The following is a 14,545-nucleotide window of genomic DNA, read 5'->3' on the forward strand; positions in this document are numbered from 1 at the left end:
CTCGGGGCATCGGGGCTAGCCGGCGGTATGCCGCCGGTAAAGGTCGATGTCAGGCCCGCCCGCCCTGCCGCCGGACACCCGCTCCAGCGGCCCCATGCGGATCAGATGGTTGAGATGCGCCACGGCTTCGCCCACTGCGAAAACGGTCTGGTGCGGGTCGAGCGGCCGCGGGAACAGCGCCTGCGTCACCTCCGCCGCCGTGCGGGGCGACGCGCAGAGCGATTCGATCTCGGCCAGCCGTTCGGCATGATGGAGGGCCAGATCGTCGGCGCGCCGGTGCAGGCCGCGGAAGGGGCGGCCGTGTGAGGGCAGGACCAGCGTGTCGGACGGCAGCGCGGCCCAATCCTTCAGGCTGGCGAGATAGTCGGCGAGGGGGTCGGCGTCGGGTTCGGTCGGCCAGACGCTGATGTTCGGGCTGATCCGCGGCAGAATCTGGTCGCCGGAGATCAGCAGGGCGGGGCCGTTGCCATTGTCATCGCCCCCGGCCGGGCGGAAGAGGCTGACCGGTTCGGCCGTATGGCCGCTGCCGCCGATCACGGTCCACAGACGGCCGCCCACCGGCAGCCTGTCGCCGGCACGCAGGCGGGTCAGCGTCGCCGGCACGGCGGGGACGCCGCGGCTGTAGGCGCCCCTGCGGGCAAGCACGGCATCGAGCGTCTCCGGCGCCAGACCGCAGCGGCGGTAGAAACGCTCCACCGCGGCATCGGCGGCGGCATCGTTGCCGGCCGACAGCATGCGGGCGAACAGCCATTCGGTCAGCGAGGTGGCGAAGGCCGCACCGGTCCGCTCCACCAGCCAATTGGCGGCGCCAATGTGGTCGGGATGGAAATGGGTGGCGACCACCCGCTCCACCGGCCGGCCGCCGAGCGCGCCGCGCAGCAACCCCTCCCACAGCGCCAAGGTATGTTTGTCGCCCAATCCGCAATCGATCAGAGTCCAGCCGTCCGCACCGCCGTCCAGCGCCCAGGTGTTGATGTGGTCGAGTTGAAAGGGCAAGGACAGCCGTATCCACAACACGCCCGGCGCCACCTCTTGCCAGCCGCCGGGATCCGGGGTGGTGCAGAGGAGGTAATCGATCGCATCGTCCGGGGTAGGAAGCATCGGGTCTAGTATCCAAGTCATTGTTATAACGGAAGGAAATGCCAGCAACATCGCTGCGGCAAAACTGCAACAGAAAAAACGGCCGTGCGTGGGCGGGATTGGAAGCCGCGCGCGCCGATTCCATAGTCGGGGCCGGAGCCCGTTCTGTCACGTATTTCGCCGCAGGCCGGGTTGTCCCGATCCGCCAACGCCGTCAACCATGGGAACAAGAACATGACGATGCGTGGGATTTTGTTGGGCACGGCACTGGCCGTCGCCGTTCCTTCCCTGGCCCTTCCGACCGCTGCATTCGCCGCGCCGGAAGGCTTCTACGTCGGCGCGGGGGCCGGCGTGAACTGGACCCAGGATGCCGACATCAGCAGCTATCCGACTGTGGGCCTAGGTTTGAAGGAGAAGTTCAAGATCGGCGGCATCGGCGACATTTCCGTCGGCTACGCCACCGCGATGGGGCTGCGCGCTGAACTGGAGGCCGCCTGGCGTTGGCGCAACGGCGTCGACAGCACCAGCAGCGCCACCCCCGCCCTGAACGGCCTGGGCGGCAAGATCAGCTCCTACGCCTTCATGGGCAACCTGCTCTACGACTTCGACATCGGCCTGCCGGTCACGCCCTATATCGGCGCCGGGGCCGGTATCGCCGGGGTCAAGCAGACGCTGAACGGCGTCAGCGACCGTGACTGGGTCTTCGCCTATCAGGGCATCATCGGCGCGTCGTATGCCATCAACGACAATGTGGCGCTGACGCTGGACTACCGCTATTTCGCCACCGTCGATCCGAAATTCGAACTGGGTCCGGTGACTTCGAAGGGCGAATACCGCAACCACACCATCCTGGCCGGCCTGCGCTATACCTTCGGCGGGCCGCCGCCTCCCACGCCGGTCGCGGTGCCCGCACCCGCCGCCCCGCCGGCAGCCCCCCAGCCGCAGAACGAGTATCAGGTGTTCTTCGATTGGGACAAGGCGACGATCACGCAGAATGCCGAGAGCATCATCGCCGAAGCCGCCGAGGCGGCCCGCCGTTCCCGCGCCGTCCACATCCAGGTGATCGGCCACACCGACACCTCGGGTTCGCCGGCCTACAACCAGCGGCTTTCGGTTCGCCGGGCCGAGGCGGTGCGTCAGGCGCTGATTGGGCTCGGCACGCCGGCCAACATCATCTCGATCGAAGGCGTGGGCGAGAACCAGTTGCTGGTTCCCACCGGTCCGAACGTGCGCGACCCGTCGAACCGCCGCGCCCAGATCATCATCAAGGTCTCCTGATCGGGGGAACCGGATCGGGGCCGGCGACCCGGCTCCCGGCGCGGACCTGCACGCGGGGGAGGTGGCGGATGACCTCCTCCGCGTTTTTCTTTACGGTTCCTCACCGCATTGCCGTGCCTGTACGTGCAAAGGAGGTAGCGCCGGCCGTTGCGTAAGCGTATGACGGTGCTGCACGCGAGGCAGCTTCGGTCCGAGACGTTACATGCAGGTTCTGATCGCCGACGATCATTCCATCGTCCGCAGCGGCTTGACCCATCTGGTGGGTGAACTGGACGAACAGGCCACCGTGGTGGCCGCGACCAGCTTCAGCCAGTTGAACGCCATCCTCGACGCGTCGACGCTCGAGGGCGGCACCGCATTCGATCTGATCGTGATGGATTTGCGCATGCCCGGCCTGGGCGGGCTGGACGATGTCGAGGCGCTGGTGAAGCGGGTGGCGCCGGTCCCCGTCGCCGTCTTCTCCATGATCGACTCGCCGGACGAGATGCGCGCGGTGCTGTCGCGCGGCGTGCGCGCCTTCATCCCGAAATCGACCGACGACGTGCTGGTGGTCAACATCCTGCGGCTGGTGATGGCCGGCGGATCCTATGTGCCGCCGGTTCTGGGCATGCCGGGAGCGCCCGCGGCGGCGGGGGCTGCGCCTGCGCGGGGCGGCGCGCCCAGCGTGTTCGACGGCCTGACCCGCCGCCAGCTGGAGGTTCTCGACCTGTTGGCACAGGGCCTGTCGAATCAGGAGATCGGCGAAAGGCTGGGACTGAACCTGTCCACGGTGAAGACCCACGTCACCGGCGTGCTGAAGGCGCTCGGCGTCGGCAGCCGTACCCAGGCGGTCCTGCTGGTCAAGGAATCGGGGCGCGACCGGCTGGTGTGATATCGCCTGCAGGCCCGGTCCTGCGAAGGCAGCGGCAGGACGGCCGCGTCCTTACAGCAGCGCGTTCAGCAGCGACCCGCGCCCCCCATAGCTGCCGGCGGTTCCCCCCAGTATCATCGAGGCCGGATTGAGGGAGGTGCTGCCGGCGCCCAGGATGGCGGCCAGCCCCTGCAGCTTGGTGTTGTTGCCGAAGGGGTTGTCGCCCTTGGCCGGCTGCTTGGCGATGGTGTCATAGTCCTTGCTGTAGTCGCCCATGCGCAGTTGGACGCCGTAATTCTTGGCCTCCTTGATCGGAATGTCCTTCTCGCGGGCGATGCGCAGCGTGTAATCGCCCTTGTCCAGGGTGAGCTGGCCGGATTTCAGCTTCTGGAAGGCATCATACGTGGTGCCGGCATCCTTGTTGCTGTCGGCGATGACCTTGCCGCCGCGGTCCATCAGCTGCAGCCGCACCCCGGCATCCCCCACCGTCCCCAGCGTCGGAGCGCCGGAAGTGGTGACGGTGAATTTGTAGAAATCGGCGGGATCGTTGGCAGCCAGGGAGCTGAAGACGTTCAGCCTGCTGGTGTCCTTCACCAGCGTGCCGATGTTGGTCGCGAAGGGCGCGGCGTTCAGCGCCGACTTGTTCACGGTCTGCTCGTATTCCTGGACCTTGCCGGTCGCGCCGCCATTGCCGGCCGCCTGCTGCTGCACGCGCTTGACCGCGGCATCGATCGACTGCTGCAGGCTCTGGGCCATGCCGCCGATATCGGCGTAGCTGGACAGGCTGACCATGGCGTTCTCTCCCTCGTTCCGCATCCCCGGAAGGAATGCCGGCGGGGGCTTTGCAGGATGCAGGCCAGACGCAAGTCATTGGCAATAAGGGGAGTTCGAACGTGCCGACCCTGCCGCCCGGCAGTTTTTCCCCGCCGGGCGGAAGGATTTTCCCAGTGGGCGTCAGGCGCTCTTGGCGGCCCGATAGGCTTCCATCAGCTGGCGGCCGGCAGCCAGGATGGCCTCGCGGTCACCGTTCTTGACCAACCCCTCGTCGACCAGCTTGCCGCCGGCGCCGACGCAGGCCACGCCGGCCGCGACATAGGAGGCCACGGTGGTGGCGTCGATGCCGCCGGTGGGAACGAAGCGGACGCCGGGGAAGACCGACTTCAGCGCCTTGATGTGCGCCGGGCCGACGGTGGAGGCCGGGAAGATCTTGATGGCGTCGGCACCGGCGGAGATGGCGGCATGCACCTCGGTCGGGGTCAGGGCGCCCATCAGGCAGGCCACGCCATGGTCGCGGCAGGCGGCGGCCACCTTCGGCACCACGCAGGGGGACACGACATACTTGGCGCCGGCCTTCACCACGTCGGCGACGGCCGCCGGGGTCAGCACGGTGCCGGCGCCGATCAGGGCGCCGCCCTCCGCCGACAGCTCTTCGATCAGGCCGACGGCGCCAGGGGTGGTCATGGTGATCTCGAAGGTGCCGTAGCCGGCCTCGCGCAGCCAGCCGACGGCGGTGCGCGCCAGATCGGCGGAGCTGTTGCGGATGACCGGAACGACGCCGTGGGCGACGAGCTGGTCCAGGATCTCGGAAGCGGTCGCGGTGGTGGACATCAGAATTCCTCGGGATTCTCTTGAGGGGACGGGGAAAGCGATGGAGCGGCGGAGGCCGGACGGTCCGGCACGCGGTGGTGCCCGGCCAGCACGGCCTTGATGCGGGCAAGGCGGCGGTCGAGCCCGGGGAGAGCCTGCAGCCCGATGGCGACGGTCAACGCATCGATCAGGGCCAGCTGGGCAAGGCGGGAGACCATCGGGGTGTGGACCGCGGTGTCCTCGTCCACATCGACGGTCAGGCGGATGTCGGCCCGTTCGGCAAGCGGCGTGGCAGATGCGGTGATGGCGATGACCGTCGCGCCGCCGTCACGCGCGATGTTGGCGACATCGAAGATCTCGTCGCTGGTGCCGGTCTTGGAGATCGCCAGCAGCGCATCGCCGGGACCGAGCGTCGCCGCGGCCATCGCCTGGAGATGGGCGTCGGTGCTGGCGGTCACCTGCGGGAGAAGGCGGAACAGTTTGTGGTGGGCGTCGAGCGCCACGGTGCCGGACGCGCCGACGCCGACGATCTGCACCCGCTGCGCACCGGCCATCACGCCGGCCGCGCGCTCCAGCGCCGCGGTGTCGAGGCGGCTGCGCAGCCGGACCAGCGCGTCGATGGAGCGGTTCAGCACCTTTTCCGTCGCACTGGCGACGCTGTCGTTGGGGGAGAGGTCACGCACCAGCGGGGTTGGCCGGTCGCCGGCCTCTTCCCGTGCGGCGGATGCCGCCAGATGCTGGGCCAGTGCGATCTTGAATTCGTGGAAGCCGCCGAAGCCGGCGGTGCGGCAGAAGCGCAGGACGGTCGGTTCGCTGACACCGGCCTTGCCCGCGAGCTGGGCCAGGCTGGCACGCACGGCGGCATGGGGGGCGGCCAACACGGTACGGGCCACCGCGGCTTCCGCCCGGCGGAGCCTGTCGATTGAGGATGCGATCGTGTCCAGCATGCGGGTGTCTACCTGGGGAGGTGCGGCGGCCGGTCCGGCTGCCTGCGAGCCCGATGTAGTTTTACTACTGGATTGGCGTGCTGTCGACCGATCTGTGAAGTAACGCTACATTCCGTTCGCTCACCCCCTTTACATTCGGCGCCGACCGGTCAGGATCGGCGGACGCCAACCTCCTACCAGGGAAGAGTTTTCATGAAGCTGCTGCGCTACGGCCCGCCGGGCCAGGAAAAGCCGGGATTGCTCGACGCCGACGGCCGCATCCGCGATCTGTCCGCCCATGTGGACGACATCGCCGGCGCGGTGCTGCTGCCGGATGGGCTGGACCGCCTGCGGGCGATCGACCCGGCGACGCTGCCGCTGGTCGAGGGCGACCCGCGCCTCGGCCCCTGCGTCGGCCGCGTCGGCAAGATGGTCTGCATCGGCCTGAATTTCTCCGACCACGCGGCGGAGACGGGGATGGCGGTGCCGCCGGAGCCGATCATCTTCCTGAAGGCGACCAGCGCCATCGTCGGGCCGAACGATCCCATCGAACTGCCGCGCGGGTCGGAGAAGACCGACTGGGAGGTCGAACTGGCCTTCGTGATCGGCAAGACCGCCAAATACGTCTCGGAAGACGAGGCGATGGACCATGTCGCCGGCTATTGCATCGTCAACGACGTGTCCGAGCGCGCCTTCCAGATCGAGCGGCAGGGGCAGTGGACCAAGGGCAAGAGCTGCGACAGCTTCGGCCCGACCGGTCCCTGGCTGGTGACGCGCGACGAGATCGAGGATCCGCAGAAGCTGAAGATGTGGCTGGAGGTCAACGGCCACCGCTATCAGGACGGCAGCAGCGCCACCATGGTCTACGGCGTGCGCTATCTGGTGTCCTACCTGTCGCGTTTCATGAGCCTGCAGCCGGGCGACATCATCTCCACCGGCACGCCGCCGGGCGTCGGCATGGGGCGGAAGCCGCAGGTCTTCCTGAAGGCCGGCGACGTGGTGGAACTGGGCATCGAAGGTCTCGGCACCCAGCGCCAGACGGTCGTCCAGGGCTGATCGGCAAACCCAAGCCCTTCTCCCCTCGCGGGGAAGGATTGGGGTGAGGGAGGCGCCGAAGGGTGGGGGCGCAACCGGGATCGCGCCCCCTCTCCCCCTCGTCAGGCCGACCGCACCTGACGCAGGAAGCGGTCGATCTGCTGTTGAAGGTGGCTGGTCTGGGTCGAAACCTCCTGGGCCACCGACAGGACCTCCTGCGCGGATTGCCCGGTCTGACCGGCGGCGGTGCGGACGTCGCCGATGTTCTGCGAGGCCTGGGCGGTGCCGCCCGCCGCCTGCTGGACGTTGCGGGCGATTTCCGAGGTGGCCGCGCCCTGCTGTTCCACCGCCGTGGCGATGCTGGCGGCGATGTCGTTCAGCCGGCCGATGGTCGTGCCGATGCTGCGGATGGCGTTCACCGCCTCGCCGGTCGCCTGCTGCATGGCGCCGATCTGGCCGGCGATCTGGTCGGTGGCCTTGGCCGTCTGGCTCGCCAGCTGCTTGACCTCCTGCGCCACGACGGCGAAGCCCTTGCCGGCCTCCCCGGCGCGGGCGGCCTCGATCGTCGCGTTCAGCGCCAGCAGGTTGGTCTGGCCGGCAATGTCCGAGATCAGGTCGAGGACGGCGCCGATCCGGCTGGCCGCCTCGTTCAGCTCGCGCATCGTGCCGTCGGTGCGCTCGGCCTCGTTCGCTGCCTTGGCGGCGATGGTCGCCGATTCCGTCACCTGCCGGGCGATCTCGCTGATCGACTGCGACAGTTCATGGGCGGCGGATGCCGCACCGTCGACGTTGACCGACGCGGTTTCCGCCGCCACGGCGGCGCTGCCGGCCTGGCGGGAGGTGTCGTCGGCGGTCGCCACCATGCCTGCGGCGGTCTGGTGCATCTGGGTCGCGGCCGCGGACACCGTCTCCACCACCATTTTCACGCCGTTCTCGAACTGGTCGGCCAGCGACAGCATGGCATCGCGGCGTTCCCCGGCGGCCCGCTGGCGTTCGGCCTCCGCGGCGGCGCGGGTCGTTTCAACCTCGCGCGCGGTGTCGCGGAAGACGAGCAGCGCCGCCCCCATTTCCGCGATCTCGTCATGGCCGTGCAGAGCGATCTCCGCATCCAGATCGCCGACGGCGATGCGGCCCATCCCGGCCTTCAGCGCCAGCATCCGGCGGATGACGACGCGGCCGATATAGAGCCAGACGACCAGGATCGACACCAGGATGCTGGCGACCGCCACCGCGATCTGGGTCAGGCGGCTGTTGTCCAGCATGCGGGTGGTGGCGCCGCTGGCCGCGGAGATGCCCTGCTTCTGTGCGTCGACCAGCGTGGCGATGCCCTTGGACAGGGTGCCGGCCAGCGCGTGGTTGCTCTCCAGCAACTGGCCGAAATAGCCCTCGATCGCCAACTCCTTCTGGCGCAGGGTGACCATCGACTCCTCGCCGACGGCATAGCCGGTCAGAAGCTCCGCCTGCTGGGTGACGACGGCGGCCAGACGCTCCGGCAAGGCCTGCGCGGCGTTCGCGAGACCGGCCAACGACACGCCGACGCGCGTTTCGATGATCGCAAGCCGCTGGTCGTCACGGGTGCTCGCCGCCTCCATCAGCATGTTGCGGACGTTGGCGGCTTCGGCGGTGACCGTGCCCAGCGGCTTCCTCTGGGCCATGACGCGGTTCAGCGCGGTCGCGGCCTCGCGCAGGATGGCGGGCTCCGCTTCGGGATCGGCCAGGGTCGTGCGCGCCTGCTCCTCCTCATTGTTCAGGACGGAGGTCCAGGGCGCGGTGAATTTCTGGATTTCCGCTTCCGCCGCCATCACCTTGGGCAGCATCGCCTCCCGCGCCGCCGCAAGCGCGACCCGATCCGCCGCCGCCTGATCGAGCTGCGCGAGGTTGCCGAGCAGCCCCTTCGAGGAGTCTTCGATGGCAGTCAACTGGGCACCGGCGGAACCGGTGGCGCGCAGCCGGTCGAGCCGCGCGTTGAACTCCTCCTTCGCCGCGGCGATGCGGGCGGACACCGCCTCTCGCGCGGCGGTCTTGTCGGCGGAGGTCAGTTCCGGCGCCAGCGCGACCAGCCGTTCGGCCTGCTGCGCCACGCCCATGCCTTCGGTCATCGCCGGCACCGCCTCGCCCACGATGGCGTCGATGGTGGTGCGTACGTTTGCATAGCCGATCAGCGCCACGGCCGCGGCCACCAGCGTGCCGGACAGCACGACGCCGATGGCGATCATCAGCTTTCCACGCAGGCCGGAATACCAGGCATTGCCCTTCACGGGCTTGTTCCGGTGGCTATCGTTCGACATCCCGTCTTCCCCCCCTGGTGCCGGCGCACCGGCATGGTCATGTCTCTTCCGCGGCTGGCCGTTCCGGCTCTCGCCGCATTGGTCGTTGCATCCGTCCCCTTCGCCGGACAGCTGGTGGCGATGTCACGGGAAGGGAACACTTGAAAATAATTTGACGGATGCTCGGTTAGGAAAGCGCCAATTTCGCCAAGAAATAAATAAGGAGAATCCACGATATTTCGGTCTACCGGGATGAACGTTGCCGCCGTGCGATGGCGATTCGGCGTGGTCACAGAACGATTTCAGCGAATAGGCGTGCAGATGGCCCATGCACGCCGCTTGAAGCGGTGAACAGCTGTCGGATGGTCGGACTTTCGTGGTAATATAACAGTTTTACTCAAAACCGCCGAGCGCGGGTGTGACATCCGCGAAGCGGAAACAGGAACGGGCCGGCCCAAGGTGGAAGGGCCGGCCCGCCGAAGTGCAAGGCAACGATCAGGTGCCGCCGATCGGGCGAGGGTTCAGGCGAGAGCTTCCCGCGGGCCGAAGAACTCGTGGACGATCGCCGTTTCCGGAACGCCCAGCGCGGTCAGCGCCTTCACCACCGTTGCCATGAAGGGCTTCGGGCCGACGACATAGGCGGCAACCCCCGCATCCTTCGGCAGCAGACCGCCCAAGCGCTCCTGGTCGAGCAGGCCGACCATGTGCGGCCGGTCTCCCGGCTGCGGATCGGCATAGCAATAGACCGGCTTCAGGGTGTCGTGCCGTTCGGCCAGACGGTCGATCTGCTCGCGGAAGGCGTGGACCGAGCCGTTGAGCGCCGCATGCACGTAGATCACCTTGCGGCCGGCCGCCAGCGCCTGTTCGGCCAGCGGCAGCGCGGGCGTCTGGCCGACGCCGCCGGTGATCAGCAGCAGCGGGCCGGTCCCCTCGCGCAGCACGAATTCGCCGGCCGGCGGGTAGACGTCGAACTCGTCACCGATCTGCGCACGGTCATGCAGGAAGCCGGAAACCACCCCCTGCGGTTCCCGCTTCACCGAAATGCGGTAATCGCGGCCGTTGGGCGAAGCCGACAGGCTGTAGTTGCGGTGGATGGTCTCGCCGTCGATGGTCAGCCGCAGGCCGAGATACTGACCGGGCTGGAAATCCATCACCCGCCCGCCATCCACCGGCGCCAGCCGGAAGGAGGTGATGACGGCGCTCTCCGGTGTCTTCTCCACGATTTGGAAGCGCCGCGCGCCGCGCCAGCCGCCGGTCAGCGCCGCCTTGCGGGCATATTCCTTCTCCTCCGCCGCGATCAGCAGATGGGCGAGTTGCCAGTAGGCAGCGCCCCAGGCATCGGCGACCTCCGGCGTCACCGCATCGCCCAGGACCTTGCCGATGGCTTCCATCAGGCAGGCGCCGACGATCTCGTACTGGTCGGGAGTGATGTTCAGCGAGACGTGCTTCTGCACGATGCCTTCGACGGCCGGTCCCAGAACCTCCAGCCGGTCGATGTTGGAGGCATAGGCGATGATGGCGTTGGCCAGCGCCTCCGGCTGGGCGCTGCTACGCTGGTGGCTCTGGTTGAAGACGGCGCGCACCTCGGGGAAGCGCTCGAACATCAGCGGATAGAAGGTGCCGGTGATCCGGCTGGCATGGGCGGCCACGACTGGGGCGGTGGCCTTGATGACGGCGATCTGGGCAGGCGTCAGCATGGGGGAGCATTCCTTTTGCGCGTCACGATGCCGCAACCGGTTGGCAAACCCCGTGCCAAGGCGCCACCGGGCGGGTTTCCGCGCAGTGCGGGAAGGGTGTTGTCAAAGCGACCACGCCGGCTATGATGTCGGATGGACAACGGCGCGGTCATTCCGACAACAATTATCACGCTCGACGAAGCCGGCACGCTCCTGCGCATGCTGGACGATCCGGTGCGGCTGTGGCCGCTGCTGCTGGATCTGATGGCGCGGCACCTGCCTTGCGATGCCTGTGCGCTGCTGCGCCATGACGGCCGCTCCGCCGACGCATTGCTGGTGCCGCTCGCCACGCGCGGGCTCAGCCCGGACACGCTCGGCCGTCGTTTCGCGCTGGACGATCATCCCCGGTTGCGGGCGATCGCCGGGACGACGGGTCGGCCTTTGCGCTTTCCTCCCGATTGCGAACTTCCCGACCCCTATGACGGGCTGATCCCCGATCTTAAGCAGCGCCTGCATGTTCACGACTGCGTCGGGGCGCCGCTGAACGTGGATGGCCGTCCATGGGGCATGCTGACCCTGGATGCGCTGAACGAAGGACGCTTCGACGGCTGGGAGGAGGCTATCGCCGCCTGGGCGCGGCTTGCTTCCGAGCTCGCCGCCGCGGTGGAACGGCGGGCGGCTCTCACGGATGACGGCAACCGGGGGATCAAGGAGATCGACGACCCGCCGGCGGAGCTCGAATCCGGCACGGCCGGCTCCAGCCCGGCGATGGCGGCCCTGCTGACGGAAATCGACACGGTGGCGGCGAGCGACCTCGTCGTTCTGGTGCTGGGCGAAACCGGGGTGGGCAAGGAACTGGTGGCTCGCCGGCTGCACGCCCGCTCAAGCCGTGCGGCCGGTCCGCTGGTGCATGTCAACTGCGCGGCGCTGCCGGACGCGCTGGTGGAGAGCGAGCTGTTCGGCCATGTGCGGGGCGCCTTCTCCGGTGCGGTGACCGACCGGCGCGGCAAGTTCGAACTGGCCGACGGCGGCACCCTGTTCCTCGACGAGGTCGGCGAGATGCCGCTGGCCGCGCAGGCGAAGATGCTGCGGGCGCTGCAGAACGGCGAGATCCAGCGCGTCGGCTCCGACCGCCACATCACCGTGAACGTACGGGTGATCGCCGCCACCAACCGCGATCTGGCGGCGGAGGTGCGGGAGGGACGCTTCCGTGCCGACGTCTACCACCGGCTCAGCGTCTATCCGCTGCGGGTGCCGCCTTTGCGCGACCGCGGCACCGACATCCTGCGGCTGGCCGGTCTGTTCCTGGAGCGCAACCGGGCGCGGCTCGGCCTGCGCAACCTGCGCCTGTCGGTGGCGGCGGAGCGGCGCATGTTGTCCTACCCCTGGCCGGGGAACGTGCGGGAACTGGAACATGCCATCGGCCGCGGCGCCATCCGCGCCCGTGTCGCCCGTCCACCGGATGGCGGCGTGCTGACCCTGACTCCGGCCGATCTCGGGTTGGAAGAGGTGGGGGAGGGGATCGCGGCGCCCGCCATCCCGCAGCCCGGCCTGCCGGATTCGCCGGCCGACCTGCCGGCCGAACTTCTGGCGGAAAATCTCCCGTTGCGGGATGCGGTGGAGGAGCTTCAGCGGCGCATGATCCATGACCGGCTGAGCCGCCACGGCGGCAACTGGGCGAAGGCGGCCGGGTCGCTCGGGCTCGACCGCAGCAACCTGTTCCGCCTCGCCAAGCGGCTGGGGCTGCGCGAATGAGCGGGGAGGGGCTGTCCTGGCGGGCGGAGATCGACGCGCTGGTCTTCCAGCCGGCCGGCCATGGCGGCTGGTGCGCCGTCCACCGGCTGGCCTTCCGCGCCCTGCTCGGCCTGCGGGAGCCGACGCCTCAGGACTGCCTTGCCCATGCCGCCGCCCATCGCGCGGCGTTCGAGGCAGCGGCGGCCGAAAAGATCGCCCGGCGCGCCTACGCCGCCGCGGCCAGCCTGCATCTGACCAGCCGCGACATCGCCCGCGCTCTTTAGAACCCCATCTGCCGCGGCATCCACAGCGCCAGATCGGGCCAGACGATCACCGCGACCACCACCAGCAGCAGGGTGACGAGCGGCCACAGCACCCAGCGCACCGTGCTTTCCATGGAACAGCCGGTCATCCGGCAGGCGACCATCAGATTGACCGCCATCGGCGGGGTGAACTGGCCGACGGCGATCATCAGGGTCAGGATGACGCCGAACCAGGTCAGGTCCCAGTTGTAGGCCTGGGCGATGGGAATCAGCAGCGGTAGCAGGATGATGAAGATCGAAATGCCGTCCAGGAAGGTGCCGATGACGGTCAACATCACCACCAGCAGCGCCAGTACGCCATATTCGCCCAGGCCGGAATGGATGATGGCGTCGGCGATGGGGTCGATCACCGACAGGGTGCTGAGCGCCCAGCCGAACACGCTGGCCAGCGCGATCACCGTCAGGATGATGGCGGAGATCTCCGCCGCCTCCACCAGCATGGAATAGAGGTCGCGGAAGCGGATGGTGCGATAGACCACCATGCCCAGCAGCAGGCCGTAGGCGACCGCGATCACCGCCGCCTCGGTCGGGGTGAAGATGCCGAAGCGCAGGCCGCCGAGGATGATGACCTTGGCGAACAGGCCGAGCGCGGCGTCCCACAGGCTGCGCCAGAAGGGCGGGCGCGGTTCCTGCGACAGCTTGGATCCCAGATTGTGCTTCCGCGCCAGCCAATAGACCGGGACGATCAGCGCCAATCCGGCCAGCGTGCCGGGGATGATGCCGGCGGCGAACATCGAGGTGGTCGGGGCGGCGGGCACCAGCACGCTGTAGATGATCAGGGCCACCGACGGCGGGATCAGGATGTCGGTGGCCGCCGCCGCGGCGATGACGCTGGCGATGTAGGGTCGGGGATAGCCGGCGCGGATCATGCTGGGCGCCATCACGCCGCAGACCGCGGCGGCGATGGCAGGGCCGGAACCGGAAATGCCGCCCATCATCATCGCCACCACCACGGCGATGACCGCCAGCGCGCCCTTGCCCTGGCCGACGATGGCGGTGGCGAAGCGCACCAGTTTCTGCGCCACGCCCGACCGGTCGAAGATGGTGCCGGCCAGCACGAACATCGGGATGGTCAGCAGGGGATACTTGGCGATGCCGGTATAGACGCTGGTCGGCACGGAGATGACGCCGAGATGGGCGAAGGCGATGGCGGCGGTGCCGGCCAGCCCCAGGGCGGCGGCGATCGGCACGCCCAGCACCATCATGACCAGGAAGGAACCGAAAAGCAGGGTGGTGATCACGGTTCCCCCTCCGGGATATGGCCGGTTGCCAGCGGCTCGGTTCCCTTGTGGATGCGGATCATCCGGCCCACCGTGCGGGCCAGCACCACCAGCGACAGCACCGGCAGCCAGATCGTGTAGATCCACTGCGGCAGGCCCAGCGCCGGCGACGTCACCTCGAACCGGTAGTCGTCCCAGGTCGTCCAGACGCCGTAGAACACCAGCAGCCCGTACATCAGCGCCACGCAGGCCATGGCGAACTGTTCGGCCCGGCGGCGGTTGGCGGGCGACATCTTGTCGGTGACGAAGGTGATGCGGATGTGGCGGTCCTTCACCACCGCGGCCGAAGCGCCGAGGAAGGTCAGGATCACCATCAGGGCGATCGAATATTCCTCGGTGAAGGCGAAGGACACGTCGGTCAGGTAGCGCACCGCGACGTTGGCGAAGGTGATCAGCGCCACCGCCGCCATGGTGACGGCGACCAGCACCTCTTCGATGCCCAGGGGGACGCGCGGTTCCGGCACCGGCCGGACGACGGTGGGGTCGTGATCGCTCATATTGCCAGGGTC

At 68.4% G+C, this 14,545-nt stretch carries 13 protein-coding genes; 5 read left to right on the forward strand and 8 right to left on the reverse strand.

Annotated features, from left to right (window positions below):
• Positions 1–15: 15 nt before the first annotated feature.
• Positions 16–1,101: an MBL fold metallo-hydrolase gene (locus DM194_RS25595; RefSeq protein ID WP_111070470.1), complete on the reverse strand. Its 1,086-nt coding sequence runs from the start codon at positions 1,099–1,101 to the stop codon at positions 16–18.
• 219 nt (positions 1,102–1,320) lie between these two features.
• Here DM194_RS25595 and DM194_RS25600 point away from each other — a divergent pair, with 219 nt between their 5' ends.
• Complete coding sequence (locus DM194_RS25600) at positions 1,321–2,358, forward strand: OmpA family protein (protein WP_246024673.1); 1,038 nt, start codon at positions 1,321–1,323, stop codon at positions 2,356–2,358.
• A gap of 202 nt (positions 2,359–2,560) precedes the next feature.
• Positions 2,561–3,229, forward strand: a complete 669-nt coding sequence (locus tag DM194_RS25605; protein ID WP_111070472.1) for a response regulator transcription factor — start codon at positions 2,561–2,563, stop codon at positions 3,227–3,229.
• Between the two features lie 51 nt (positions 3,230–3,280).
• Here the strand turns inward: DM194_RS25605 and DM194_RS25610 are convergent, their stop codons facing one another.
• The 3 genes from DM194_RS25610 to DM194_RS25620 form a co-directional block, all read right to left on the reverse strand.
• The gene (locus tag DM194_RS25610) at positions 3,281–4,000 is read right to left on the reverse strand and encodes a hypothetical protein (protein WP_111070641.1); all 720 of its coding nucleotides are present in this window, start codon (positions 3,998–4,000) and stop codon (positions 3,281–3,283) included.
• 162 nt (positions 4,001–4,162) lie between these two features.
• Entirely contained in the window at positions 4,163–4,816 is a 654-nt protein-coding gene (locus DM194_RS25615) for a bifunctional 4-hydroxy-2-oxoglutarate aldolase/2-dehydro-3-deoxy-phosphogluconate aldolase (RefSeq protein ID WP_111070473.1), read from the reverse strand.
• Positions 4,816–5,742, reverse strand: coding sequence for a MurR/RpiR family transcriptional regulator (locus DM194_RS25620; RefSeq protein ID WP_111070474.1), 927 nt, complete (start codon positions 5,740–5,742; stop codon positions 4,816–4,818). The genes DM194_RS25615 and DM194_RS25620 overlap by 1 nt, the downstream gene beginning before the upstream one ends.
• Positions 5,743–5,934: 192 nt before the next feature.
• On the opposite strand from DM194_RS25620, the gene DM194_RS25625 reads away from it, so the two are divergent.
• Positions 5,935–6,777 (forward strand): fumarylacetoacetate hydrolase family protein, encoded by an 843-nt coding sequence (locus tag DM194_RS25625; protein ID WP_111070475.1) that lies wholly within the window; start codon positions 5,935–5,937, stop codon positions 6,775–6,777.
• 101 nt (positions 6,778–6,878) lie between these two features.
• Here the strand turns inward: DM194_RS25625 and DM194_RS25630 are convergent, their stop codons facing one another.
• The gene (locus DM194_RS25630) at positions 6,879–9,044 is read right to left on the reverse strand and encodes a methyl-accepting chemotaxis protein (RefSeq protein ID WP_111070476.1); all 2,166 of its coding nucleotides are present in this window, start codon (positions 9,042–9,044) and stop codon (positions 6,879–6,881) included.
• A gap of 500 nt (positions 9,045–9,544) precedes the next feature.
• Positions 9,545–10,720 carry an NO-inducible flavohemoprotein gene (gene hmpA, locus DM194_RS25640; RefSeq protein WP_111070477.1) on the reverse strand — a complete coding sequence of 392 codons (1,176 nt, stop codon included), beginning with the start codon at positions 10,718–10,720 and terminating at the stop codon, positions 9,545–9,547.
• Positions 10,721–10,852: 132 nt separating this feature from the next.
• On the opposite strand from hmpA, the gene norR reads away from it, so the two are divergent.
• Both norR and DM194_RS25650 read left to right on the forward strand, forming a co-directional pair.
• Entirely contained in the window at positions 10,853–12,454 is a 1,602-nt protein-coding gene (gene norR / locus DM194_RS25645) for a nitric oxide reductase transcriptional regulator NorR (protein WP_111070478.1), read from the forward strand.
• Positions 12,451–12,717 carry a DUF1488 family protein gene (locus DM194_RS25650; protein ID WP_111070479.1) on the forward strand — a complete coding sequence of 89 codons (267 nt, stop codon included), beginning with the start codon at positions 12,451–12,453 and terminating at the stop codon, positions 12,715–12,717. The genes norR and DM194_RS25650 overlap by 4 nt, the downstream gene beginning before the upstream one ends.
• Here the strand turns inward: DM194_RS25650 and DM194_RS25655 are convergent.
• A complete protein-coding gene (locus tag DM194_RS25655) occupies positions 12,714–13,997 on the reverse strand; it encodes a TRAP transporter large permease (RefSeq protein WP_111070480.1) in 1,284 nt (427 codons plus the stop codon). The genes DM194_RS25650 and DM194_RS25655 overlap by 4 nt on opposite strands.
• Positions 13,994–14,533, reverse strand: a complete 540-nt coding sequence (locus tag DM194_RS25660; protein ID WP_111070481.1) for a TRAP transporter small permease — start codon at positions 14,531–14,533, stop codon at positions 13,994–13,996. Before DM194_RS25660 ends, DM194_RS25655 begins: the two co-directional genes overlap by 4 nt.
• Between the last annotated feature and the right edge of the window lie 12 nt (positions 14,534–14,545).

Source organism: Azospirillum ramasamyi (genome assembly GCF_003233655.1).
In the GTDB taxonomy this organism is placed as follows: domain Bacteria; phylum Pseudomonadota; class Alphaproteobacteria; order Azospirillales; family Azospirillaceae; genus Azospirillum; species Azospirillum ramasamyi.

What these genes read in the sequence shown, in the direction of transcription:
- DM194_RS25605 (WP_111070472.1), top strand. Translation starts at nt 2,561, where the DNA reads ATGCAGGTTCTGATCGCCGACGATCATTCCATCGTCCGCAGCGGCTTG.
- DM194_RS25615 (WP_111070473.1), bottom strand. Translation starts at nt 4,816, where the DNA reads ATGTCCACCACCGCGACCGCTTCCGAGATCCTGGACCAGCTCGTCGCC.
- DM194_RS25620 (WP_111070474.1), bottom strand. Translation starts at nt 5,742, where the DNA reads ATGCTGGACACGATCGCATCCTCAATCGACAGGCTCCGCCGGGCGGAA.
- DM194_RS25660 (WP_111070481.1), bottom strand. Translation starts at nt 14,533, where the DNA reads ATGAGCGATCACGACCCCACCGTCGTCCGGCCGGTGCCGGAACCGCGC.
- DM194_RS25610 (WP_111070641.1), bottom strand. Translation starts at nt 4,000, where the DNA reads ATGGTCAGCCTGTCCAGCTACGCCGATATCGGCGGCATGGCCCAGAGC.
- DM194_RS25600 (WP_246024673.1), top strand. Translation starts at nt 1,321, where the DNA reads ATGCGTGGGATTTTGTTGGGCACGGCACTGGCCGTCGCCGTTCCTTCC.
- DM194_RS25630 (WP_111070476.1), bottom strand. Translation starts at nt 9,044, where the DNA reads ATGTCGAACGATAGCCACCGGAACAAGCCCGTGAAGGGCAATGCCTGG.
- DM194_RS25625 (WP_111070475.1), top strand. Translation starts at nt 5,935, where the DNA reads ATGAAGCTGCTGCGCTACGGCCCGCCGGGCCAGGAAAAGCCGGGATTG.
- norR (WP_111070478.1), top strand. Translation starts at nt 10,853, where the DNA reads ATGGACAACGGCGCGGTCATTCCGACAACAATTATCACGCTCGACGAA.
- DM194_RS25650 (WP_111070479.1), top strand. Translation starts at nt 12,451, where the DNA reads ATGAGCGGGGAGGGGCTGTCCTGGCGGGCGGAGATCGACGCGCTGGTC.
- DM194_RS25595 (WP_111070470.1), bottom strand. Translation starts at nt 1,101, where the DNA reads ATGCTTCCTACCCCGGACGATGCGATCGATTACCTCCTCTGCACCACC.
- hmpA (WP_111070477.1), bottom strand. Translation starts at nt 10,720, where the DNA reads ATGCTGACGCCTGCCCAGATCGCCGTCATCAAGGCCACCGCCCCAGTC.